Origin of the sequence: Telluribacter sp., from assembly GCF_035998675.1 — a bacterium.
In the GTDB taxonomy this organism is placed as follows: domain Bacteria; phylum Bacteroidota; class Bacteroidia; order Cytophagales; family Spirosomataceae; genus Telluribacter.
This window is the reverse complement of record NZ_DASYHI010000002.1, coordinates 147,454-170,038: the sequence shown is the minus strand read 5'-3', so window position 1 is coordinate 170,038 and position 22,585 is coordinate 147,454. Positions and strand designations below refer to the sequence as shown.

Below are 22,585 nucleotides of genomic sequence, written 5' to 3'. Positions count from 1 at the left end.
ATAGAATCTGATGTCAAATTGATAGTGTGTGCTTGCTTCTGTGTGTGTATGTGTACTTACTAGTGTGTGTATAGTGGGTTAAATCGTACTCTTACGCAATTCAGTTAAGAGAATTTTCAGCTGGTACCCGGTTAAAGCCCGGTTGAGCTGCAAGCGTCAGGAACTTTCTGCTGCTTTGTTGATACCAAAATTACAGGATCGCCGGTCAGGAATCGGGAAAGTTTCGACAAACGGTATTTATCGAAAGACGAATTGCAGCAAAAAGACCTTTTATGGTTTCCGGAAGGAAAGTATGAATGGATAGAAAATGGCTCAATCAGGCCAGTGGTACGTGAACTACCTTCTTGGTGGCAAAGAAATCCTCGCTGAAATAGTCCGAAAGTTCGTAGGTATTTACCTTACGTCCCAGCTCCTCGATTTCTTCGGTGAGGTCGCCGCCTTTCAGGTACAGCACGCCGTTTTTGAGATCATGGAAAGAGTTACGGCTGATGCTCTGCCTTACCCAGCCTACAAAGGGTTTCAGGCGGGTAACGGCCCGGCTCACCACAAATTCGTAGGTATCGTTTAGTTTTTCCGCCCGCACCTGCTCCGCCCTTACGTTGTTGAGCTGCAGCGCCTGCGTTACCTCCTGCACTACCTTTATTTTTTTGCCGATACTATCGACCAGATGAAACTGTACCTCCGGAAACATTACGGCCAGGGGTATACCGGGAAAGCCGCCCCCCGTACCTACGTCGAGCACAGTGGTACCGGGCTTGAACCGGATTACTTTGGCAATACCCAGCGAGTGTAGTATGTGGCGCTCGTAGAGCGTATCAATGTCCTGCCGGGATATAACGTTGATCTGCGCATTCCAGAAGCGGTAGGCCTCGTCCATCTGCGCCAGTTGCTGGCGTTGGGTAGCGGTCAGGTCCGGAAAGTAATGCAGTAGTTGTTCCATTCGATTTTCTATTTAACTTCTTCCGGCCGTTAACGCCACTGTACTTTGGCTTTGCGCCGGATGAGCAGCATAAAGCCCATAAAGAGGTAGTAAACAAAAAAGGCCAGGTCCATGAACAAAAAGCTGTATACTTCCACGGTTCGGTCGAGGCGTTTATTAATGCTCCCCAGTACAATAGCCTGCACCAGCCACCGCAGTACAAAGGCTCCGCCGAGTATCTGCAGAAAGAGCAGGTCCTGACTGTAAATACCATATACCAGGCAGGCCAGGCCAACGACCCATACCCCCACGTGCGAGCCCGAAAGCAGTCCCAGCAGAAATTTATACCGCGCTTTGTAGAGCTTCCCTACCGACAGGTGCCTTTTTTTCTGGACAAACCAGCTATTCCAGCTGGTTTTGGGCACCGAGTACATAAAAGAATTGGGGTCCAGGTTGATAGCCGTATTCTCAGGAGTAGCTGCCTGATTCATAAACAGGTCGTCGTCGCCACCTACCACTCCCTTGTGCGTGTAGAACCCTTTGGTGGCAAAAAAAAGCGAAGTACGGTACATCAGGTTGCGACCCACGCCCATGTAAGGCCACCCGGTCCGGGCGAACGACAGGTACTGAACAGCCGTATAGAAAGTTTCGCAACGAATAAACCAGTTCAGCAGCCCTGCTTTCCTTATATAAGGGGAGAAACCAAGTACTATGTCTTTTCCGTCCGATAGCTGAGCTACCATACTCGTGATCCAGTTGGTACCCGTCGGACGGCAGTCGGCATCGGTCATCAGGGCAATGGGGTAGCGGGCGTGTTTCATCCCAACCGACAGCGCGTACTTTTTAGGGGTAATGTGCTTGTGCTCGGTATCAATTCGGATAAAGCGCACGTATTCCCAGTCAAATACGTGCTTTTTCAGGAAGTCATGGGTACCGTCGGAGGAGCGGTCGTCCAGTACCAGTACTTCAAACTCCGGGTAGTCCTGGGCATCCAGCAGGGGGAGGAGTTCCGTCAGGTTTTCCAGTTCATTCCACGCACACACCAGTACAGTAACGGCCGGAGCGCCGGGAGCGGCCTCCGTGTACTGTTTATATCCCATAAGACGGGCGAACACAAACAAATAGTAGAAGAGCTGTATCAGAATAAAAAATCCGAGAAGAGCAAGTAAAAGTTCCGCCACGCAGTAAAGGATTAGTCGCACCAAGTTTTGGCAAATATACAGTCATTGTCAGGATTCTTTAAGAGCATCCTCTTATTTTTGCGGCTACAACAACAACTTGCCGAATGAATTTTTTTTTAGAAGCGCAGGATACCTCCACCAAAGCACGTGCCGGCCGGATTGAGACCGATCACGGCACCATTCAGACGCCTATTTTTATGCCGGTAGGCACGGCCGGAACGGTTAAGGCGGTACACCAGCGCGAGCTCCGGGATGACATTAAAGCGCAGATAATTCTTGGGAATACCTACCACCTCTACCTACGGCCGGGTCTTGATATTATCCAGAAAGCAGGGGGATTACACGGCTTCAACGGCTGGCAGCGGCCTATCCTGACCGACAGCGGCGGGTATCAGGTCTATTCGCTGGCCGGAACGGGGAGAAAAATCAACGAAGAAGGTGTGGCATTTAAGTCCCACATTGACGGCTCCCTCCACACTTTCACCCCCGAGCGCGTCATGGACATCCAGCGGGTCATCGGCGCGGACATAGTCATGGCCTTTGACGAGTGTACCCCTTACCCCTGCGAGTATGGCTACGCCCAGCAGTCCATGGAGATGACACACCGCTGGCTACGACGCTGTTGCGACCGCTTTGACCATACCGAAGGACTTTACGGATACAGCCAGACACTCTTTCCCATTGTGCAGGGCAGCGTTTATAAAGATCTGAGACAGCAGTCGGCCGAAACCATTGCGTCGTTTGGTCGGGAAGGGAACGCCATCGGGGGGCTATCGGTTGGCGAGCCGGCCGACATCATGTACGAACTCACTGAGGTAGTGTGCGATATTCTGCCCAAAGACAAACCCCGCTACCTGATGGGAGTAGGTACCCCGGCTAATATTCTGGAGGGCATAGCGCTGGGTGTAGATATGTTCGATTGTGTTATGCCTACCCGTAATGCCCGCAATGGCATGATTTTTACCACAGATGGGATAATCAACATCCGGAATGAGAAGTGGAAGGATGATTTGTCGCCAATTGATAAAAACCTGGGAGGATATGCCAGTACCTTTTATTCAAAAGCCTACCTTCGCCACCTGATAAAGTCCGACGAAATGCTCGGTGCTCAGATCGCCAGCGTCCACAATTTAACGTTTTATTTGTGGTTAGTCAACCAGGCAAGAGAGAAAATAGTGGAGGGTCACTTCCGAAATTGGAAAAGTGAAATTGAGAAAAAGATAATGCAACGCCTTTGAAAGTTAACGAATGCGCTTTTTTTTCGGGGTAAAATTCCGGAAATTTAGGAAATTAAAGCATTTAGGCTAATTTTAGGTACCAATATAAATTGGTTAACTCATAGGGTTAACCTACTTTTGTGGCAAGCGTAATACGGTCAAATAAACTGTTAGGCCGTACGGTTGTTATTAAAACAGAAACCTTGTTCATCTCATAACGCTAACCTGTATAGTATGAAAAAAATATCCCTGTTGATTAGTTCGCTTGCCCTGGGGTCACTAATGGCGTTGCCATTGAGCGCACAGCCATTAAGCTCACAGCAACCGCCTCTGACGCAGCCCACACAGCCGAACTCACCGGATTACAATCCTAATGCTGCTTACGAAGGCCCCTATAAGTTGAATACCTGGTCTATTTCCATCCATGGCGGACCTACTCAATTCTTTGGCGACCTCAGAGAGTATGATTTCAAACCGGTTACCGAAAATTCGTCGGACAGCTACAGCGAGTGGGGAACATTTCAGGGGGGAATAACGCTGAACAAGCAACTTACGTATTTATTTGGGCTACGGGCTGACGTAACAGCCGGCGCCCTGCGCGGTATGAAGCGTCGCTTATATTCCCGCTACTTCCGTAGTTCCTATACGGATTTTGCTGTGGCAGCTACTGTCAATCTAAAAGGCCTCTTCTTTGGCGGCACCAAAATGAAACACTGGAAAATTGATGGTTACGTGGGAGCCGGTCAGGTTTGGTATAACTCTACCGCTTACGAACTGGGTACCGGACAAACCCTGCGCAGTACCAATGGCGCCACCAATGACTGGATCATTCCTTTGGGTATGACCTTCAACTATGAGCTGAGCCGCCGTCTGGATCTGGGCATTGACTTCCGCGTCAATCACGTTAATTCGGATATTGTAGATGCCACTTTCGGCGGAGATTTCTCAAGAGACCCCAACGACGGAACCAACATTAACGGCTTCACTACCAACCGCCGGGGTAATTCGGCACTGGACAAGTACGGCTACGGTGCTGTGATGCTTACCTATAAGTTAGGCAAAAACCCGCTGCGCGTAACCAAAACGGATGGCAAATACGAGTACACGCCTGAGGAGGGCTTCTATCACCTGCGCTACACCGATCCCAAGCTGCTCGTAAAGCCGCCTAAGATCCTGACCCTGGAAGAAATGGATTCGGTAGCCAAAGCCAATCGTCCGCCTGATATTGACCCACGTCTGCTGCTTGATACTGACGGTGACGGTGTATCTGACTTTTTTGACAAAGAGCCTAACTCACCCGCCGGTAGTGTAGTAGATGGTAGCGGTCGCGTTATAGACTTCGACCGGTACGTGAAGGATGCGATAGCCTCGGGTGCTACCTGTAGCGAAATATTCACCAACGTGATGTTTGATACCGATAAGAGTATCATCAAGCCTGAGTACCGCGAGATGCTCACCAACGTAGCTACCCTGATGAACCGCTCGGGCTGCCGCCTGCAACTGGCCGGCCACGCTGACCGCCGCGCTTCTGACCGCTACAACATGGCCTTGTCGCGCCGCCGGGTAGATGCCGTTCGTGACTTCCTGGTTAACGAAGGAGGCTTACAGGATGCCAGCAAGATCATTGTTGACTATTTCGGTTCATTCAAGCCGATTGCTGATGGTACTTCCCGCACCGGTCTGCAAAGAAACCGCCGCGTAGAACTGAAACTGCTGCCTTAATACAGGCCTCTGCTACTTACTACTAAGAAAAAGGCTCCCCGCGGGGAGCCTTTTTTCAGTCACCTCATCAAATGAAGGTGAGCCTTTTCCTAAAAAACGGACTATTAAGTACTATCCTTGTGTACGATTTACTACTGGCAAAAGAAAGAAAAATAGCTGTCATTGGGCTAGGGTACGTAGGACTTCCTATTGCTCTTGAATTTGCTAACAAGTTCAGTGTCGTCGGCTTTGATATTAATCAGGAACGCATTGAGCGCATGCAGCAGAGCATTGATCCCTCCCGTGAAATCAGTCCCGAAGACTTCGAAGGCAAAGAAATCTGCTTTACCAGCTCCGGCGATGACCTCCGGCAGGCGCACTTCTTTGTCATAGCGGTACCTACCCCCGTTGATGCCTACAAGGTACCTGACCTCAAGCCGCTGCAAAAGGCCTCGGAGCTGGTAGGGAAAGCTCTCAAGAAAGGCGACTTCGTTGTTTTTGAATCGACGGTGTATCCGGGATGTACCGAAGACGACTGCCTTCCCCTGCTGGAAGAGCACTCGGGCCTGAAAGTTGGGCAGGACTTTAAAATAGGATATTCACCGGAGCGTATCAATCCGGGTGATAAAAACCGCGCTCTGCCCGATATTCTGAAAATTGTTTCGGGCAGCGATACCGAAGCGCTGGAGGAAATTGCGGCCGTCTATGGTAGTGTTATCAGGGCGGGGGTCTACAAAGCTCCCACCATTAAAGTAGCCGAAGCCGCCAAAGTTATCGAAAATACCCAGCGCGACCTGAATATATCCCTGATGAATGAGTTGGCCATCATATTTGACCGGATGGACATAGATACGCAGGAGGTAATAAAAGCCGCGGGTACCAAGTGGAATTTTCTGCGGTTTTACCCCGGACTGGTGGGTGGGCACTGCATTGGCGTTGACCCGTATTACTTGCTTCACAAGTCCAGACAGCTCGGCTACGACCCGCAGGTAATCAACAGCGGCCGGCGCATTAACGATGCCATGCCGGCTTTTGTGGCCAAAAAACTGGTGCAAATGCTGATTCAGAAAGGCAAAAACCCGCAAAGCGTTCGGGTACTGGTGATGGGCATTACCTTCAAGGAAAACGTAGCCGATATTCGCAATTCAAAGGTGGCCGACCTGGTTAAAGAGCTGATGCAGTACTCGGTACATGTACATATCGTCGACCCGCATGCTTCACCCAATGAAGTAGCTCATGAGTACAACCTGACGCTGGTCGACAACCCCTCCAACCGCTACGACGCGGTGGTCGTGGCTGTGGCTCACGATGAGTACCAGGAGTTGGGGAACGATTATTTTACAGCCATCTGTCAGCCAGACGCCATCCTGATGGATCTGAAAGGGCTTTACCCCAACCAAAACCAGCACCTGACGTACTGGCGTCTCTAACTTTCACTAACAAATTGCCTACATCATACAACAAACATTTTATTTACATTTATGAAAGAATTCGACTATCTGGTCGTTGGAGCCGGACTTTGGGGCTGCGTATTTGCACACGAAGCTACCAAACGTGGTAAAAAATGCCTGGTTATTGACCGCCGTAACCACATTGGCGGCAATACCTACTGCGAAAATATGGAAGGTATTAATGTACACAAGTACGGAGCCCATATCTTCCACACCAATGACAAGGATATCTGGGACTACGTTAATTCATTTGTGGAATTTAACCGCTACACCAATTCCCCCGTAGCAAATTTTAACGGAGAGTTATATAACCTCCCTTTCAACATGAATACTTTCTACCAGTTGTGGAAGGTACGCACACCGGACGAAGCCAAGGCCAAAATAGCCGAGCAAGTCAAAGAAGCCGGTATAAAGGAGCCCACCAACCTGGAAGAGCAGGCTATTTCGCTGGTAGGCGTAGATATGTACGAGAAACTGATAAAAGCCTATACCGAAAAACAGTGGGGACGTAAGGCTACGGAGCTGCCCGCTTTTATTATCAAGCGGCTACCGGTTCGGTTTACTTTTGACAACAACTACTTCAACGACCGCTACCAGGGTATACCCATTGGCGGGTACAACAAGCTGACCGAAGGCCTACTGGAAGGGGTCGAACTAAGGCTGGAAGTGGATTTCTTCGCCCACCGGGAGGAGCTTGGCGCACTGGCCGATACCATCGTATATACCGGAAAAATTGACGAGTACTTTGACTTCCGCTTTGGTGCCCTGGAATACCGCAGCCTGCGCTTTGACGACGAGATTTTGGATACTGAAAACTACCAGGGCAACGCGGTAGTTAACTATACAGATGCCGAAACGCCCTTTACCCGTATCATTGAGCACAAGCATTTTGAGTTTGGAACGCAACCCAAAACAGTCATTACCCGCGAGTACCCGCAGGAGTTTTCACCAGGAGCCGAGCCTTATTATCCTATCAATGATGATAAAAACGACCAGCTTTTCCGTCAGTACAAAGCCCTGGCCGAGCAGGAGCAGCATGTAATCTTTGGCGGTCGGTTAGCAGAATACCGCTACTATGATATGCACCAGGTAATAGGATCAGCGTTAAAAAAAGTAAAAGTTCATTTTGGGAACCAATAAAAACAAAATATGATGTTTAAAAGCCCAGGTGGGGTGTTCGTGGTGATGCTCCTGCTGAGTGCCTGCCGTACTCAGCAGGAAGCCCCCCGAATCACCTCCTCTCAGCTTAGCCCTCCGTCCATCATGATCGATCAGGGAGCCTATCTTATAAAGCCCGGTGATCGGCTCCGCATCCGTAACCTTAACTGGCTGTCAGAACTGATGCCGGACCCCAACCAGGTACGAGCAGGCACGGCGGCCGGTGGAAGCGAAGGCGGATTTGTGGTAGCAGTCAGCTCAGAAGGACTGGTTAGTATGCCCGAAATCGGAAGACTAAAGGTAGAAGGCCTTACCCGAAAGCAGGTAGCCGATACGCTTTCGGTACTGTACAGCAACGTGGTACGCGACCCGTTGTTTGAAGTAGAAATAACCAACCTGCGGGTAAAAGTACTGGGCGCGGTCAATAACCAGGGGCTCATTCTGCTCGACAAAGAGTACCAGTCGCTGGGCGACATACTGGCCAAAGCAGGGGGCATCAGGTACGCCGAAGCGGGCAATTCCATTCAGGTGATTCGGAGCGAAGGTACCCAGCAACGTACCGTAGAGTATGATTTTCAGCAGTTAGGCGACCCGCTCATTATGAATCAGTATATTTATGATAATGACATTGTGTACGTTCCCCCTTCGCGGGAAACCCTGCGTACCATCAAATTCCAGCGTAACCTTATAATAATTCAGCCTATCCTGGCCGTTATGAATCTTACAGTACTTATTATTAACCTTCTTACGAGGTAATACCGTTACGCCCTGTACTTATGCAAACTTCTCCTGATGAACTATTGACTTTATTGGGAAGTGATCTGCATATTCATGTACTACCCGGTATTGATGACGGAGCGGCCACCCTGAACGACAGTCTGGCTTTGATTGACCTGCATTATAAAGCGGGTATCCGCCGAATTGTGGCTACGCCCCATATCCGTTCCGATTTTTTTCCGAATACTACCAATACCATCCGGGAAGCCTGGCAGGCCATACAGCCGGTCGTGGAGAGCCGGTGGCCCGACCTGCACCTCACCTATGCTGCCGAGTACTACGCCGACGACTACCTCATAACGCTGCTCGAAGCCGACGACCTGCTTCCGTTGTTTGACCGGTACCTGCTCGTAGAAACTTCCATGCGTTCAGAGCAACCTTTCTTCATGGAAATTCTGCGCGCTTTGGTAAGCAAAGGCTGGAAACCGGTACTGGCGCATCCGGAACGGTACCGGCCCTGGCACCGGCATCCGGAAAGGTATACGGAACTTTATGAAATGAATGTTATCTTTCAGGTAAATTTACTGTCGCTGGGCGGATTGTACGGAGCCGCCGAGCAGGACATGGCCGAACGGCTGATCCAGCAGGGTTGGGTGGGTGCCCTGGGTACCGACCTGCACCAGGCAGCTCAGTACCGGTACATTCACCGGGCCGTTCAGAACCCGAACTTCCAGTTGCTGGGTAGCTTACCTCTGCTGAACCACACTTTACTACAGGCTAACAAAGCATGAAGAACGAAAATGACAGCGCTTTCTTTGACCAGCTTCTCAGCAATTCCGACTCTATTGATTTTCAAAAATTAGTAAAGGTATTTGCCAGTCGCTGGTACTGGATTGTAGGTGCGCTTCTTTTTACGGGTATCGCTTGTTTTTTGTACCTCAAGCTGGCTACGCCCCAGTTCGTGGGTTCGGTCACGATCAAGTACCAGGACAAACAGTCCCAGCTGGACAACCTTTCCAATGCACAGCCTACCTATCTGCTGGGGGGTATAAATACCGAATACCTCACCGAAAAGTACAATGTGAAGTCGCAGGAGGTGGTTCAGAATGCCATCAGCAAGCTCGAGTACCCCTTTACTTTTTATCGTTTAAAAGACTTCCGCCGCATTGACGTATACCCCTCCCGGCCACTCGACCTGGAAGTACTCAGCTACGACCCCGAAACGTACCAGCACGGTACCTTTGTACTCCACGACGACCTCACTCTTACCTACCAAACCGAAGACGCCGAAGTGCCTATCAGGCTGGTGGAACGCTCGGTGGTGTCGCTCCGGGGGTTGGTTTTCAGAGTAAAAGAGATTACCACCGCCGCCGGATACAACTACGAATTTGTGTACAATCATCCGGCCCGGCTGGTTACCAGTCTGGTGGGGCGTATTGACATGGAAGAAGTAGAACAGGCCATGCCCGTGATGTCGCTGTCATTCCGCTACCACAATAAAACCTTTACCCGAGACTTTCTTGACAAGCTACTGGAAGCTTACCGGGAGTATGATCTGAAACAGAAGCAGCAATCGTCGGACCTGACGATCCGGTTCATCAACGACCAGGTCGATATCTATTCGGCTTCGCTGAAAGAAGCCGCCCGCGAGCTTGAGCTGTTTAAGCAACGCAACCAGGTTTTGGATATCAGCTCGTCGGCTACCGAAATCACCTCGAAGGTACGCGAGCTGGAGCAGCGGAAGAACGAGCTGGAGATTCAGAAGTCGTACATCAGCATGCTGGAAAGAAACCTGGGCAGTACTTTTGAACCAATCAATTACCTGTCAATAGGACTGGATGGTACTACCGACGCGGTGCTGGTAGGTTTGCTCGACCGCTTCAATGCCCTGATTACCCAACGCAAGGAATTGTTGGTGAAGTACAGTCCCAACTCTTCCGCGGTACGAAATCTGGACGAGGAGCTCAATAAGTACCGCAGCCAGATCCTGGATAATATTGAACTTCAAAAGCAGAAAAACGGGGGTACTATCCGCATCCTGAACGATAATATTGCCGTTTTTAAAAGGAGATTTAACCAGATTCCCGCGCTGGAAAAAAACTATATTTACCTACAGAGCAATTTTGAAGTTAATCAGAATATTTACTCCCTGCTGCTGAACAAAGAAATAGAATCCTCCATTCAGCGCGCCGGGATGCTGCCTTCTTTTATGGTTATTACCCAGCCCGTGCTGGACAAAGTAGCTCCCAAGCCCTGGCAAGTTATTGCGCTGGCCGTCTTTTTGGGCATAGCGTTCGGTTTAGGATCGGTACTGGCGGCCCGTTATTTAAATCATTCCTTCACTGATATAGCCCTGGTAGACAAACACCCGCGCGTCAATTTGTTGGGGATTGTACACCATTTTCCGGATAAAGTGACCAACAGCAGCCGTGATCTTACCCTTTTCCTGTCGGACCGAAGCGTGTTTACTGAATCCATGAGCGCCCTGCGTACCCGGCTGAGCTTTTCCAAAAGCCATGTACCCGGAAAAGTAGAACCCGGCAAGCAGATCCTGATTACCTCCGAAAAATCCGGCGAAGGAAAATCGTTCGTTACCATTAACCTGGCGCTGTCGCTCACCAAAATCGGGAAACGCGTAATTGTAATAGGCGCGGACCTGCGCAAGTCGAGGCTCCACCTTTACTTTGATGAGCATAACTGGCATGGCATCAGCAACTTACTACAGGAGGCCGAATCTGATTTTGACAAATATATTTACTCCTCCACCGTTAAAAATCTCGACTATATTCCGGCCGGGCCTATTCCCTTCAATCCGGCTGAATTACTGCAGAAACCGATATTTGAGGAGCTACTGGCCTATTGCCGGGCCAGCTACGATTACGTGCTGCTTGATACTGCTCCCGTCGGACTGGTTGCTGACAGTGTGCCGCAGCTAAACCAAAGCGATCATATCTTGTTTATTATCCGGTGGCTCTACTCCGAGAAGGAGTCGTACCACCTGCCGGGGCAACTGGCCGATGAGTACGGAATCAGTGAGGTAAAAGTAATTGTCAATGACTTCTATCCTGACAGCCTGTACAGTAGCCTCAGCTCTGGCTCCTACTACGGCTCGGGATACAGCCACTACCGTTACGACTATGCCTACCGCGACAACGGCTACCTGTCGCCTTCATCCAATGGCTGGAAAAAACGGATTAAGAATATATTCAGTCCCCAAAAGGGGTAGCTTAAAGCTATAAACACCAGGTATGCTTTCAAATAACTACAAAAGAGCCCGGGTGATTTCCGAAATCGGATGCAACCACATGGGGCAGTTCGAGATCGCCAGGGAGTTGATTCAGCTTTCGAAGGAATGTAAAGCTGATTATGCCAAATTCCAAAAGCGAAACTCGCGTGAACTGCTAACCGAGGAGCAGTACAACGCCCCCCACCCGATACCTTACAATGCCTACGGCACTACCTACGGAGCCCACCGTGAGTACCTGGAGTTTAGCCAGGAGCAGCACGCTGACCTGAAAAAGTACGCTGAAACCATTGGTATTGGCTACTCCACCTCGGTATGGGATGTTACTTCGGCCCGCGAAATTACTGAGCTGCAGCCGGACTTTATCAAGGTACCTTCGGCCTGTAACAATAACTTTGAAATGCTGGAACTCCTGCGCGACTCGTACCAGGGCGATATACATATTTCCATGGGAATGACTACCCAGGAAGAAGAGGAAAGCGTGGTACAGTTCTTTGAAGCGACCGGCCAGGCCGCCGACCGGCTGGTGATTTATTCCTGTACGTCGGGCTACCCTGTGCGCTTTAGTGATATTTGCCTGCTGGAAATAAACCGTCTGCGTGAACGCTACGAGGGACGAGTCAAAGAAGTGGGTTTTTCGGGGCATCACCTGGGCATAGCCGTAGACGTAGCCGCTTATACACTGGGGGCCCGCTGGATAGAGCGGCATTTTACCAAAGACCGCACCTGGAAAGGCACTGACCACGCGGCTTCGCTGGAAGTACCGGGTTTGCAGAAACTCATCCGCGACCTCCACCATACCTACGATGCCCTGCATTGTAAGCCTACCGAAATCCTGGAGGTAGAAATAGTACAACGCGAAAAACTCAAGTACCGAAAAGTAGTCTGATGGAAGTACTGGCCCTGATTCCGGCGCGGGGAGGCAGCAAAGGTCTGCCTGACAAGAACATACTTCCGCTGTCCGGGCACCCCCTGATTGCCTACAGTATCCGGGCGGCCCTCAGTACCCCAGCTGTTACGCGTACTATAGTGACTACCGATGCTGAGAAAATAGCCGAAGTGGCTATCCGGTACGGAGCCGAAGTACCCTTTCTCCGACCCGAAGCACTGGCCCAGGACCTGAGTACCGACTGGGAAGTATTTGAACACGCGCTGCGGTGGCTGCGCGACCACGAAAACTACCAGCCAGACCTGGTCGTTCAGTTACGGCCTACCTCGCCGGTACGTCAGGTGACGCTCATTGAAAAGGCGGTCTGGCGGATGGCCCATTCACCCGAAGCGGACAGTCTGCGGGTGGTTACCCCGGCGCCCATTACTCCGTACAAAATGTGGACCCTGCCCGACGGAGACGAAAGCCCCATGCAGCCATTGTTACAGGCACCGGGCCTGAAAGAACATTATAACCAGCCCCGGCAGATCCTGCCGCAGGTATACTGGCAGATAGGTACCCTGGACGTAATCCGGCCGCACGTGATTCTCGAAAAACATTCCATGTCAGGCGCGATAATCCTGCCCATGGTAGTACCCAATGAACTGGCCGTGGATATAGATGACTTACAAAGTTTCAAACGAGCTGAGGAAGCTATCCGGAGCTACGACTGCGTAAAATTTGATGATTAGTAACACAGATGCCATAGTAGTACTGGGTGGTGGCTCCATTGGGGAGCGGCACATCGGCATTCTACAGAATCTAGGCTACCACAACATTCACCTGTACCGGCAGCGTAATCTGCCACTGCGTACCATTGACCCGCAACGGGTACAGGTATTTACTAACTTTGACCAGATAAAGGACATAGCACCTAAGGCCGCTATACTATGTACCCCTACCTCCCTGCATATATCCCAGGCCAGGGCCTGCGCAGAGCAGGGGATTCACGTACTGGTCGAGAAGCCGCTCTCGCATACACCTGAAGGCATCCGGGAACTCCGGCAGGTGGCTACGGAAAATCAGGTACTGGTACAGGTGGCCTATATGCTCCGCTACCATCCGCACCTGCAACGCGTAAAGCAAGTCATTGAAGAAGGTACCTTTGGTCGGCTCTTATCCATGCAGAGCTACTGGGGCGAGTACCTGCCCGACTGGCACCCCTGGGAAGACTACCGTACCTCCTATGCCGCCCGGAAAGAGCTGGGTGGAGGCGCCGCCCTCACCCTGAGCCACGACCTTGACCTGCTCAACTGGCTCGCGGGTAGTCCGGTCAGCGGGTGGAATATTCTTAAAAACCATACATCATCGCTGGAAGTAGACGTGGAGGCCGGAGCGGATATACTCCTCTCCTACCAGAGCGGCCTGACGGCCCACTGTCACCTCAATTTTTATGAACGTACTCCCCGCCGGTACTACCGCTTTGTGCTGGAAGAAGGTACTCTCGAATTAGACTACTATTCGGCTACGCTTAACCTGCTGCGCCCTGGCCATTCCGAAACAGACCAGCTGGAAAACTTCGACCGGAATCAGCTATTTGAGTCACAAACGCGGGTTTTTATTGATAGGCTAAATAGTGGTAGCTTTACTTCCCTTACCAATGCGGCCCTGGACGAGTCGGAGCTGATCATTAAAATCTGTAATTCATAGAAATTATTCATGGACACACCAGGTATACATTCTTCTCTTTCCATTGCCAATAAAGCCGTACTTATCACCGGTGCCTACGGGCTCATCGGACGTACCATCGCCGAAGCGTTTCTGCAGCAGGGTGCCCGGGTGGTGCTGGCTGATATTGCTGTAACCCATCAGGAGGCGATTCAAAATAGGTTGGCCGGGCAGTTTTCACCGGAGCAGTTTCTTCTGCACCACCTCGACATTACCGATGAGGCCAGTTGCCAGGCAGTAGTGGCGGCAACCGTAGCCAGGTTTGGCGCGCTGGATGTACTCATCAATAATGCCGCCATTGATGCCAAATTTGACAAAGCAAATACAGGAAAAGTAAATCAGAGCCGGTTTGAACAGTACCCTGTCGAGCTCCTGCGCAAGTCGGTGGATGTGAACCTGACGGGTACGGTTATCATGACACAGCAGGCCTGCCGCCAGATGCTCGTACAAGGGAAAGGTAACATCATCAATGTGGCCTCTACGTATTCCATGGTAGCGCCCAACCAGAGCCTTTATGACTTTGGCCAGGGCGTACAGCAGTACAAGCCGATTGACTACATTGCTTCCAAATCGTTCATTCCTAACTTTACCCGCTATATTGCGACCTTCTACGCTCAGGAGGGTATCCGGTGTAATGCCATAGTACCCCACGCCATTTTTAATAACCATGAGGAGGCTTTTTTGACTAATTTTTCCCGCCTTTCTCCGCTGGGGCGTATGTGTGAGCGGGAAGAGCTGATTGGGCCTTTTACGTTTCTGGCCTCGGAGGCATCCAGCTACATGACGGGTTCAGTACTATCAGTAGACGGAGGCTGGACCGCATGGTAAGCATAAAACTTTTCCTGACCGACGTAGACGGCGTACTCACCGACGGAGGCATGTACTATACCGAGAGCGGCGACGAATTCAAAAAGTTCAACACTCGCGACGGTATGGGCTTTGAGTTGCTGCGCAAGGCCGGCATCCGGACCGGCATTATTACCTCCGAAAACACCCAAATAGTGTCCCGCCGGGCCGCCAAAATCAAAGCTGATTACCTGCACCAGGGCCAGCGGGACGGCGGCAAGCTGGCGGCGGCGCTGGATATTTGTGAGAAGGAGGGCCTTTCATTGAGTGAAGTAGCCTATATCGGTGATGACCTGAATTGTATTGAACTCCTAAAAAAGGTAGGACTGGCCGCCTGTCCGGCCGATGCCGTGGCGCAGGTCAGGGCCTTACCCAACATTCATATACTATCCACCAAAGGAGGCGATGGCTGCGTCCGGGAGCTGGTGGAGATGATAGTACTTACTCTATGACACCAACCGAAGAAAAATGGGATTTAGAGATTGAACCCGCTTCGAGTCTGTTTGACCTTAACGGACGGGAGCTCTGGCAGTACCGCGACCTGGTGGCTCTGTTTGTACGCCGCGACGTGGTGGCTACCTACAAGCAGACCATCCTGGGGCCACTCTGGTTCTTTATTCAGCCCATCCTGACTACGGTTACCTACGTAATCATTTTTGGCAATATTGCCGGTATTTCTACGGGCGGTATACCCAAAATCCTTTTTTACCTGGCGGGTATTACGCTCTGGAACTACTTTCAGGAGTGCCTCATGAAAACATCCGACACCTTTATCCTGAACCAGAATCTGTTCGGCAAGGTGTACTTTCCGCGGCTGGCGGCTCCGGTATCCATCGTTATTTCTAATCTATTCAAGTTCTTTATTCAGCTTTCGCTGTTTCTGGCGGTGTGGCTGTACTTTCTGTGGCAGCCTGGCAACGAAGTACAACCCAACCGGATGCTGGCCCTTTTTCCGCTGTACCTACTGCTCATGTCGGGGCTGGGGTTCAGCTTTGGGGTACTTATCTCTTCCCTTACCACCAAGTACCGCGACCTCCGTTTTCTGGTGCAGTTTGGCGTGCAGTTACTCATGTACGCTACTCCGGTAGTGTATCCACTGGAAATTGCCCCCGAGAAGTACCGCTGGCTCCTGCTGCTCAACCCCATTACCAGCGTGGTAGAAGCCTTCAGGTACTCGTTTACGGGGCAGGGGTACTTTTCGTGGCAGGCACTGGGCTACAGTAGTATATGTATGGTAGTAGCCCTGCTGGTAAGTGTACTGGTTTTTAACCGGGTCGAAAAAACCTTTATGGATACCGTCTGATGAGTAGTTCTAATATAGCCATACGCGTAGAGAACGTTTCCAAGCTGTACCAGTTGGGGGAAATTTCGACGGGTACCCTCACCCGCGACCTGCACCGCTGGTGGGCGCGCCTGCGCGGGCAGGAGGACCCCTTTCGCAAAATCGGCCAGACCAACGACCGCACAACCAAAGGAGAAAGTGACTTTGTGTGGGCTTTAGAGGATATAAACTTTGAGGTACAGCAGGGCGAAGTACTGGGTATTATCGGGCGCAACGGCGCGGGCAAATCTACCCTGCTCAAAATCCTTTCGCGCGTCACCAAGCCTACCACCGGCTGTATCCGGGTGCGGGGGCGCATCGCCTCTCTGCTGGAAGTAGGTACCGGCTTTCATCCCGAACTAACCGGCCGCGAGAATATATTTCTGAACGGAGCCATCATGGGCATGCGCAAGGCCGAAATTCGGGCTAAGCTGGACGAAATAGTAGACTTTGCCGGCGTCGAACGCTATCTTGATACTCCCGTGAAGCGGTACTCGTCCGGCATGTACGTACGGCTGGCCTTCGCGGTAGCCGCCCACCTCGAACCCGAAATCCTGGTCGTAGATGAAGTACTGGCCGTAGGCGATGCCGACTTTCAGAAAAAATGCCTGGGCAAGATGAAGGACGTCAGCGAGCGGGAAGGCCGGACGGTTTTATTCGTGAGCCACGATCTTAATGCTATTTCAACCCTTACTGATAAATCTGTCCTAATGGAAAGTGGGAAATTATTCTGTTTGGGGCCCACAACGGAAGTCATAACTACCTACCTGAATAATTACGCTACCAAGGAGCTTCTTTACTCGGCACCAGCCCATTCTGATAGGCCCTCTATTACTGACGTAAGATTAGAAACAAGCTTACCTAACAACCACCATGGCTGTTTAGCCCCTTTATTTGTTAACATTACGTTACATACACCGTTTCCTTTACGGGGTGCCTGCCTTTCCTTTCAGATAGTTAATAACAGACAACAGCCCATAGCTCATTTATGGAGTTTTGATTCAGAACGACCTATGTGTCGTGAAACAGGTACTTACCAGATTCAATGTGAAATACCTAAATCCCGCCTGTACATTGGTGATTACAGTCTGAAGGCCTACTTTACCGGACCTCCAGGTAGTGAAATTTTTGATATAGTCGAAAATATATGTCCGTTCAAAGTGGAGATGATTGACTTGTACAGAGAATTTCCGTGGCGAGCTGGATCATGTACCTACCTGGAAGATGCCTTCTGGAGCATAAATAAATTATAATGATGAGAAACTGGTTAACTCCCTGGCTTAATCCAACTAAAAAAGAGGTGCGGCAACAAACCCAGCCTGATCCCTGGCGCTATGTAGATATAGAACCATCAGAGAAAACTATACTTGAGCAGGTGCAGCCATTTACAATGACAAGTACTGAACGACTTATTACTTTGATTCGTGCAGTTGAGTACATTGTAGACCAGAAAATAGAGGGGGATTTTGTCGAATGCGGTGTGTGGAAGGGGGGAAGTGCCATGGCTATTGTACTTCATTTACTAAGCAAAGGCGTTACTGACAGACAAATATACCTCTACGATACATTTGAGGGAATGAGTGAGCCAACCGATCTGGATAAGTCTTTTGATGGTCAGCCTGCTTTAACCTTATTGCAAAACAGCTCAAAAGAAGAATCCAATAGCGTATGGTGCTACTCTACTTTGGATGAAGTAAAGCAAAACCTGGCGACCACCGCCTATCCGGATGATAGGATTCGGTTCATAAAAGGTAAGGTAGAAGAAACTATTCCGAAGCAGGGAATTCCGGAAAAGATAGCTTTGCTACGGCTTGATACTGACTGGTATGAATCCACCCGGCATGAACTCGAGCATCTGTTCCCCAGGCTTCAGTCGGGTGGTATCCTGATTATTGACGACTATGGGCATTGGGAAGGTTGTCGCCGTGCAGTAGATGAATATATTCGAGAATACAAGATAAAACTCTTTTTAAATAGGGTTGACTATACCTGTCGCCTGGCTGTTAAACCATAATGCCTTAACTGTATGAGCAACAGGCCTCCTGATGAATTCCTCGCTCCATCATTACAACACCATTATGCCCTGTTTGTAATTCGGAAGCTCCTGCTCCAGACCATTACTAACCAAAGGTCTAAGCTTAAAGGTACTCTCATTGACGTAGGTTGTGGCCGTATGCCCTATCGGGGTCACCTGACAAAGAACCCTGCTATTACCAGCTATATCGGCGTTGACTGGCCTGGTAGCCCTTACCATGCAAGTACTCCTCCCGATGTTTACTGGGATGGAAAAATGCTTCCGTTCGACAACGACTCTGCGGATACTTGTATGGCTACGGAAGTGTTTGAGCACTTACCTAACGCTACTGAGGTAGCATCCGAAATGTATAGAATTTTGAAGCCCGGAGGAATTCTCTTTTTGACCGTTCCTTTCTTCTGGCCATTTCATGAAGTACCCTATGATGAATACCGCTATACTCCCTTCTCTTTAAATCGGATTTTACAGGATGCCGGCTTCAGTAAAGAAACTATTACTGTAGGTGCCACCGGCGGATGGCTTGCCACATTGGCCCAGATTATTACCCATGTAATCACCATTGAGGTACGCTCACCCCGTACCAGAAACCGTCTCAAGAGGATAAGTATTCCCCTGATTAACTGGCTCCTGAAAAGAGACAAACCACCCACAGAGTTCACCAATCATTCGATGGCTCTCGGGCTGTATGTTATTGCCTATAAATAGCTGAACAATTGAATACCTCTCCTAAAAAGTCCGTAGTTATTGCTTTTCCTTCCCGGGCGCATGGAGGCTGCGAAGAGTACGCCCTGACCATAGCCAGAGCTGTTCATAAACAAGGATATCAAGTACATACTCTGTTTTCTGAATTAGCAGAAACAGCTAGTCTGCGTAAAGCATTTTCTACTTTTGAAACTTCATTTACCCCACTGATACTCCATTACCGGTCTCCCGGGAGGTTCAGACGGATACGTTTTGGCTGGGATATTCTAAGAATAGTTGTAGTGTTACTAAAGAAGCGCCCTTATGTGGTGCATGTAAGCCTGCCCTGGCCCGATACTGCCACCGAGTTACTCCTTGCCTGTGCATTACTTAGGATTCGGACAGTTGTAACGTATCAGCTTGTAAGCGAAAAATTTAAAATTTCATCCAAGCTTCGGCGCAGGTACCTGTGGGCCAAGGCCCATCATCAGGAATGGGTAGCAGTTTCAGAAAACAACCGCAAAATCCTATGCAATGCGTTTAATCTTCCGGAATCTGACATTCATCTTATTTATAATGGAGTAGCCTATCCTGCGTCGCTCGCCCAGGGCCGGAATGTTGCTATTGCCAATGGACACAAGCACCTGATAGTGGCAGTGGGGCGGCTGTCCTACCAAAAGGGTATAGACCTTCTCCTCCGGGCTTACGCTACTGCTCAGGTCCATTTTCCTGAGTATACACTTGCTCTGCTTGGAGAGGGCGAATTGAGAGAAGAGCTGGAAAAGCTGGCTAAGGAATTGAAGGTATCAGATAAAGTACTGTTTCTGGGGCGACGGTCAGATGTGTCCGATTGGCTTCAGCAGGCAGAGCTTTTTGTTTTGGCAAGTCGCTCAGAAGGGCAATCTTTTGCTTTACTGGAAGCAATGGCGGCAGGAGTACCAATTGTCGCATCAAATGCCAGTAGTATTCCAGAACTCATTGGACACGAGCAGGAAGGTATTATTTTTGAAAAAGACGATGCACCGGATCTGACACAGAAACTACGCTGGGCCTTGTCTAACAGCGACCAAATGAAGTGTATGGCTCTAAGAGCAAAAGAAAAGTCCAGGCAGTTTTCCCGGGAGGTTATGATCTCTGACACTCTCAGGCTTTTATATATTAACAACAGTTTTCATACAGAAGCCCCTCAATGAACGTGCTACTTCTCAGAGACCGCTTCCCGCACATGGGCCAGTATAGTGGGTATGACCAATTAAGTGAAGCATTGGGCAGGCTCAATGAAACGACCATCTTCTCTGTATGGCGAAACAGAAAGCGTGCTGTACGCGGAGTCGGGCCATTGATGCGCTTCTTAAAAAAACACATACACGCAACCCCTTTTTATAAAGTTCAGGGATTTCAAATGGAGCTGTCAGCTGCCTGGAAAACGATAAAGCAGAGGGTTGATGTAATCCACGTGTTATACCTTGAAGATACCCTGGGAGTGCTCCCCTACCTCCGTAAGAAGTTTTTCCCGGGTGTAAAATTAGTAGCTACGGCCCATCAGCCCCCTTCCTGGTGGAAGGTAAATCGCTTAGCTCCTTATTGGCTAAATGAACTTGATGCCCTCATTGTTCTTGATTCTGTTTCAGAAGCTTTCTTCGCGAAATACATGAGTCCTGAAAAAATTCATGTAGTACCACATGGGGTAGCTGTCGATTTCTTTACCCCCCCCACCGATACAAAGATGTCCGGCAAGTGTCTGTACGTAGGACAATGGCTGCGTGACATTGCTTGCCTTGAAGAAGTAGTACGTCTGGTGTCAGAAAAAACAGATACGATTAGTTTCGATTTGGTATTTAAACCTCAGGTACATGATGCCACCAATCCCCTGCTCTTAAAACTAGCTCAGAATCCTCAGGTAACATTTCATCCTGGCCTGACGGATACTCAACTAGCCAACCTGTATCGGGAGGCCGCCTTACTCACTCTACCTTTGTTGGATAGCTCCGCTAATAATGCCTTACTGGAAGCTATGGCGAGTGGTTTGCCAATACTTTCTACCGGCGTGGGAGGAGTAAAGGAATATGTACCCGCTGCCGGAGCCAGGATATTCCAGGATAACAAACCGGAACTGTTTGCCGAGGCTATTCTGCATTTAATAGCTCAACCTTCGGAACGAATAAGGATGGGTCAGGTACTTCGTGAAAAGGCTGAAGAAGCGTATGCCTGGCCGCTGGTGGCAGGGCAAATGGAACAGCTATATAAAAAACTTACCGGAATGTCATTATGAATATTTTGCTCGTCATAAATTCTCTGGACATTGGTGGCGCGGAAGTATTTATAGTGAGGCTGGCTAATAATCTCGCTAAGCGTGGAAACGGCGTCTACTTACTCGATATAAATCCTGCCAAACGCTCACCTCTCATACTGGAAAGAATTTCAGAAGAAGTACAGCTGGTCTATTTTGACAAAACGTTGTCTTTTCCTCAGAAGGTACTTTGGAAATGTATATATACTGTTTCCCGACTTTCGGATGCATGGCTTCACAGAGCGAGTTATAAACAGAAAAAGCAGGAAGCCGGAAAGCTCTCAACGCTTATTCAGGGACTGGTACAGCAGCACGGGATACAGGTAATTAACTCGCATTTAGCGACAGCCGACTGGATGGTCGCGCACTATTTTGTAAAGCAGAAGCGGAATCAAAAGTTTGTCATTTCCATGCATGGATGCTATAATCAGTCTGATGTAGATACCCATCCTGTCAAAAAGCGGCAATATGCGGACAGAAAATGGGTACTCAACTTAGCCGATCGAATTGTTCTTCTCACGCCCAGAAATGCTGCTCCTTTGCAAAAACTTCAACTAAAAAATGATCCGGTTTTTATACCATTAGGCTTTGACCGGCCTGATACTTTAGAGCCTAATCCGGAAAATCTACCCGATGATGGTACTGTTACATTTGGACTTGTTTCCAGAGCTGTAGCTCGAAAAGGTTGGGAGGAGGCCATACTTGCTACTCAGCAGCTACATTCGCAGGGTGTGCGATGCCGGCTGATACTAGTTGGCGGAGGTGCATATCAATTGCAACTGCAGCAACAGTACGGGCACTTACCTTATATTGTATTTATCGGTGCTACCGCACAAGTACTCAAATGGGTTCAGCAGTTCGATGTAGGGCTTTTCCCTTCCTACATTGAAAGTGAGAGTTTTCCTAATACAGTAATTGAATATCTTGCCTGTGGTAAGCCTATAATAGGTACTGATATAGGGGAAATAAAAAATATGATGAGTACACCTGATGGTCAATTAGCAGGCCAACTTCTGCATTATCGGCCGGAAGGTACTTCAGTAAAAGAACTTCTCGAAAAAATGAGTAAATATATATTTGATCCGCAACTCCTCTGTCAACACAAGGAAAGGGCGCATGAAGCCTTCTTAAAATTTGATATGATACATTGTGTGAGCTCCTACGAAAATGTATATGAAGGCTAATAGACAAAGAAGATTTTAATTATAATTCCACGCCCAAAGATTGG

General features: G+C 49.5%; 21 protein-coding genes. 19 read left to right on the top strand and 2 right to left on the bottom strand.

What is annotated here, in order from left to right; all coding sequences use genetic code 11:
* Positions 1 to 316: 316 nt before the first annotated feature.
* Positions 317 to 940 carry a 16S rRNA (guanine(527)-N(7))-methyltransferase RsmG gene (gene rsmG, locus VGN67_RS00925; RefSeq protein WP_327484878.1) on the bottom strand — a complete coding sequence of 208 codons (624 nt, stop codon included), beginning with the start codon at positions 938 to 940 and terminating at the stop codon, positions 317 to 319.
* Positions 941 to 969: 29 nt separating this feature from the next.
* The gene (locus VGN67_RS00920) at positions 970 to 2,019 is read right to left on the bottom strand and encodes a glycosyltransferase (RefSeq protein ID WP_327484877.1); all 1,050 of its coding nucleotides are present in this window, start codon (positions 2,017 to 2,019) and stop codon (positions 970 to 972) included.
* 185 nt (positions 2,020 to 2,204) lie between these two features.
* Between VGN67_RS00920 and tgt the strand changes: the two genes are divergently transcribed.
* The 19 genes from tgt to VGN67_RS00825 all read left to right on the top strand — a co-directional run bounded on the left by tgt (position 2,205) and on the right by VGN67_RS00825 (position 22,541).
* Positions 2,205 to 3,338 (top strand): tRNA guanosine(34) transglycosylase Tgt, encoded by a 1,134-nt coding sequence (gene tgt, locus VGN67_RS00915; RefSeq protein WP_327484876.1) that lies wholly within the window; start codon positions 2,205 to 2,207, stop codon positions 3,336 to 3,338.
* A 213-nt stretch (positions 3,339 to 3,551) separates the two neighbouring features.
* On the top strand, positions 3,552 to 5,039 hold the full coding sequence (locus VGN67_RS00910) for an OmpA family protein (protein ID WP_327484875.1): 1,488 nt from the start codon (positions 3,552 to 3,554) through the stop codon (positions 5,037 to 5,039).
* 119 nt (positions 5,040 to 5,158) lie between these two features.
* Positions 5,159 to 6,448: a nucleotide sugar dehydrogenase gene (locus tag VGN67_RS00905; protein WP_327484874.1), complete on the top strand. Its 1,290-nt coding sequence runs from the start codon at positions 5,159 to 5,161 to the stop codon at positions 6,446 to 6,448.
* Between the two features lie 51 nt (positions 6,449 to 6,499).
* Positions 6,500 to 7,609 (top strand): UDP-galactopyranose mutase, encoded by a 1,110-nt coding sequence (glf, locus tag VGN67_RS00900; protein ID WP_327484873.1) that lies wholly within the window; start codon positions 6,500 to 6,502, stop codon positions 7,607 to 7,609.
* A gap of 9 nt (positions 7,610 to 7,618) precedes the next feature.
* Positions 7,619 to 8,383, top strand: a complete 765-nt coding sequence (locus tag VGN67_RS00895) for a polysaccharide biosynthesis/export family protein (RefSeq protein WP_327484872.1) — start codon at positions 7,619 to 7,621, stop codon at positions 8,381 to 8,383.
* Between the two features lie 20 nt (positions 8,384 to 8,403).
* Positions 8,404 to 9,135: a tyrosine-protein phosphatase gene (locus tag VGN67_RS00890; RefSeq protein WP_327484871.1), complete on the top strand. Its 732-nt coding sequence runs from the start codon at positions 8,404 to 8,406 to the stop codon at positions 9,133 to 9,135.
* Positions 9,132 to 11,570 carry a GumC family protein gene (locus VGN67_RS00885; protein ID WP_327484870.1) on the top strand — a complete coding sequence of 813 codons (2,439 nt, stop codon included), beginning with the start codon at positions 9,132 to 9,134 and terminating at the stop codon, positions 11,568 to 11,570. The genes VGN67_RS00890 and VGN67_RS00885 overlap by 4 nt, the downstream gene beginning before the upstream one ends.
* Positions 11,571 to 11,592: 22 nt before the next feature.
* Positions 11,593 to 12,477, top strand: coding sequence for an N-acetylneuraminate synthase family protein (locus VGN67_RS00880; protein WP_327484869.1), 885 nt, complete (start codon positions 11,593 to 11,595; stop codon positions 12,475 to 12,477).
* Positions 12,477 to 13,208 (top strand): acylneuraminate cytidylyltransferase family protein, encoded by a 732-nt coding sequence (locus tag VGN67_RS00875; protein WP_327484868.1) that lies wholly within the window; start codon positions 12,477 to 12,479, stop codon positions 13,206 to 13,208. Before VGN67_RS00880 ends, VGN67_RS00875 begins: the two co-directional genes overlap by 1 nt.
* A complete protein-coding gene (locus VGN67_RS00870) occupies positions 13,201 to 14,166 on the top strand; it encodes a Gfo/Idh/MocA family oxidoreductase (RefSeq protein WP_327484867.1) in 966 nt (321 codons plus the stop codon). Before VGN67_RS00875 ends, VGN67_RS00870 begins: the two co-directional genes overlap by 8 nt.
* Positions 14,167 to 14,175: 9 nt before the next feature.
* Positions 14,176 to 15,012: an SDR family oxidoreductase gene (locus VGN67_RS00865; RefSeq protein WP_327484866.1), complete on the top strand. Its 837-nt coding sequence runs from the start codon at positions 14,176 to 14,178 to the stop codon at positions 15,010 to 15,012.
* Positions 15,006 to 15,482 (top strand): KdsC family phosphatase, encoded by a 477-nt coding sequence (locus tag VGN67_RS00860; protein WP_327484865.1) that lies wholly within the window; start codon positions 15,006 to 15,008, stop codon positions 15,480 to 15,482. The genes VGN67_RS00865 and VGN67_RS00860 overlap by 7 nt, the downstream gene beginning before the upstream one ends.
* A complete protein-coding gene (locus VGN67_RS00855; protein ID WP_327484864.1) occupies positions 15,479 to 16,333 on the top strand; it encodes an ABC transporter permease in 855 nt (284 codons plus the stop codon). Before VGN67_RS00860 ends, VGN67_RS00855 begins: the two co-directional genes overlap by 4 nt.
* Positions 16,333 to 17,604 (top strand): polysaccharide ABC transporter ATP-binding protein, encoded by a 1,272-nt coding sequence (locus VGN67_RS00850; protein ID WP_327484863.1) that lies wholly within the window; start codon positions 16,333 to 16,335, stop codon positions 17,602 to 17,604. The genes VGN67_RS00855 and VGN67_RS00850 overlap by 1 nt, the downstream gene beginning before the upstream one ends.
* A complete protein-coding gene (locus tag VGN67_RS00845) occupies positions 17,604 to 18,365 on the top strand; it encodes a TylF/MycF/NovP-related O-methyltransferase (RefSeq protein ID WP_327484862.1) in 762 nt (253 codons plus the stop codon). The genes VGN67_RS00850 and VGN67_RS00845 overlap by 1 nt, the downstream gene beginning before the upstream one ends.
* 12 nt (positions 18,366 to 18,377) lie before the next feature.
* Entirely contained in the window at positions 18,378 to 19,091 is a 714-nt protein-coding gene (locus VGN67_RS00840; protein WP_327484861.1) for a class I SAM-dependent methyltransferase, read from the top strand.
* 8 nt (positions 19,092 to 19,099) lie between these two features.
* On the top strand, positions 19,100 to 20,260 hold the full coding sequence (locus VGN67_RS00835; RefSeq protein WP_327484860.1) for a glycosyltransferase family 4 protein: 1,161 nt from the start codon (positions 19,100 to 19,102) through the stop codon (positions 20,258 to 20,260).
* Complete coding sequence (locus VGN67_RS00830) at positions 20,257 to 21,339, top strand: glycosyltransferase family 4 protein (RefSeq protein WP_327484859.1); 1,083 nt, start codon at positions 20,257 to 20,259, stop codon at positions 21,337 to 21,339. Before VGN67_RS00835 ends, VGN67_RS00830 begins: the two co-directional genes overlap by 4 nt.
* Entirely contained in the window at positions 21,336 to 22,541 is a 1,206-nt protein-coding gene (locus tag VGN67_RS00825) for a glycosyltransferase family 4 protein (RefSeq protein WP_327484858.1), read from the top strand. Before VGN67_RS00830 ends, VGN67_RS00825 begins: the two co-directional genes overlap by 4 nt.
* Positions 22,542 to 22,585 lie beyond the last annotated feature (44 nt).

Bases quoted from the DNA above. Each gene is read 5' to 3' on its own strand.
- rsmG (WP_327484878.1), bottom strand. From the start codon at position 940: ATGGAACAACTACTGCATTACTTTCCGGACCTGACCGCTACCCAACGC.
- VGN67_RS00920 (WP_327484877.1), bottom strand. From the start codon at position 2,019: ATGGGATATAAACAGTACACGGAGGCCGCTCCCGGCGCTCCGGCCGTT.
- tgt (WP_327484876.1), top strand. From the start codon at position 2,205: ATGAATTTTTTTTTAGAAGCGCAGGATACCTCCACCAAAGCACGTGCC.
- VGN67_RS00910 (WP_327484875.1), top strand. From the start codon at position 3,552: ATGAAAAAAATATCCCTGTTGATTAGTTCGCTTGCCCTGGGGTCACTA.
- glf (WP_327484873.1), top strand. From the start codon at position 6,500: ATGAAAGAATTCGACTATCTGGTCGTTGGAGCCGGACTTTGGGGCTGC.
- VGN67_RS00895 (WP_327484872.1), top strand. From the start codon at position 7,619: ATGATGTTTAAAAGCCCAGGTGGGGTGTTCGTGGTGATGCTCCTGCTG.
- VGN67_RS00890 (WP_327484871.1), top strand. From the start codon at position 8,404: ATGCAAACTTCTCCTGATGAACTATTGACTTTATTGGGAAGTGATCTG.
- VGN67_RS00885 (WP_327484870.1), top strand. From the start codon at position 9,132: ATGAAGAACGAAAATGACAGCGCTTTCTTTGACCAGCTTCTCAGCAAT.
- VGN67_RS00880 (WP_327484869.1), top strand. From the start codon at position 11,593: ATGCTTTCAAATAACTACAAAAGAGCCCGGGTGATTTCCGAAATCGGA.
- VGN67_RS00875 (WP_327484868.1), top strand. From the start codon at position 12,477: ATGGAAGTACTGGCCCTGATTCCGGCGCGGGGAGGCAGCAAAGGTCTG.
- VGN67_RS00870 (WP_327484867.1), top strand. From the start codon at position 13,201: ATGATTAGTAACACAGATGCCATAGTAGTACTGGGTGGTGGCTCCATT.
- VGN67_RS00865 (WP_327484866.1), top strand. From the start codon at position 14,176: ATGGACACACCAGGTATACATTCTTCTCTTTCCATTGCCAATAAAGCC.
- VGN67_RS00860 (WP_327484865.1), top strand. From the start codon at position 15,006: ATGGTAAGCATAAAACTTTTCCTGACCGACGTAGACGGCGTACTCACC.
- VGN67_RS00855 (WP_327484864.1), top strand. From the start codon at position 15,479: ATGACACCAACCGAAGAAAAATGGGATTTAGAGATTGAACCCGCTTCG.
- VGN67_RS00850 (WP_327484863.1), top strand. From the start codon at position 16,333: ATGAGTAGTTCTAATATAGCCATACGCGTAGAGAACGTTTCCAAGCTG.
- VGN67_RS00845 (WP_327484862.1), top strand. From the start codon at position 17,604: ATGATGAGAAACTGGTTAACTCCCTGGCTTAATCCAACTAAAAAAGAG.
- VGN67_RS00840 (WP_327484861.1), top strand. From the start codon at position 18,378: ATGAGCAACAGGCCTCCTGATGAATTCCTCGCTCCATCATTACAACAC.
- VGN67_RS00830 (WP_327484859.1), top strand. From the start codon at position 20,257: ATGAACGTGCTACTTCTCAGAGACCGCTTCCCGCACATGGGCCAGTAT.
- VGN67_RS00825 (WP_327484858.1), top strand. From the start codon at position 21,336: ATGAATATTTTGCTCGTCATAAATTCTCTGGACATTGGTGGCGCGGAA.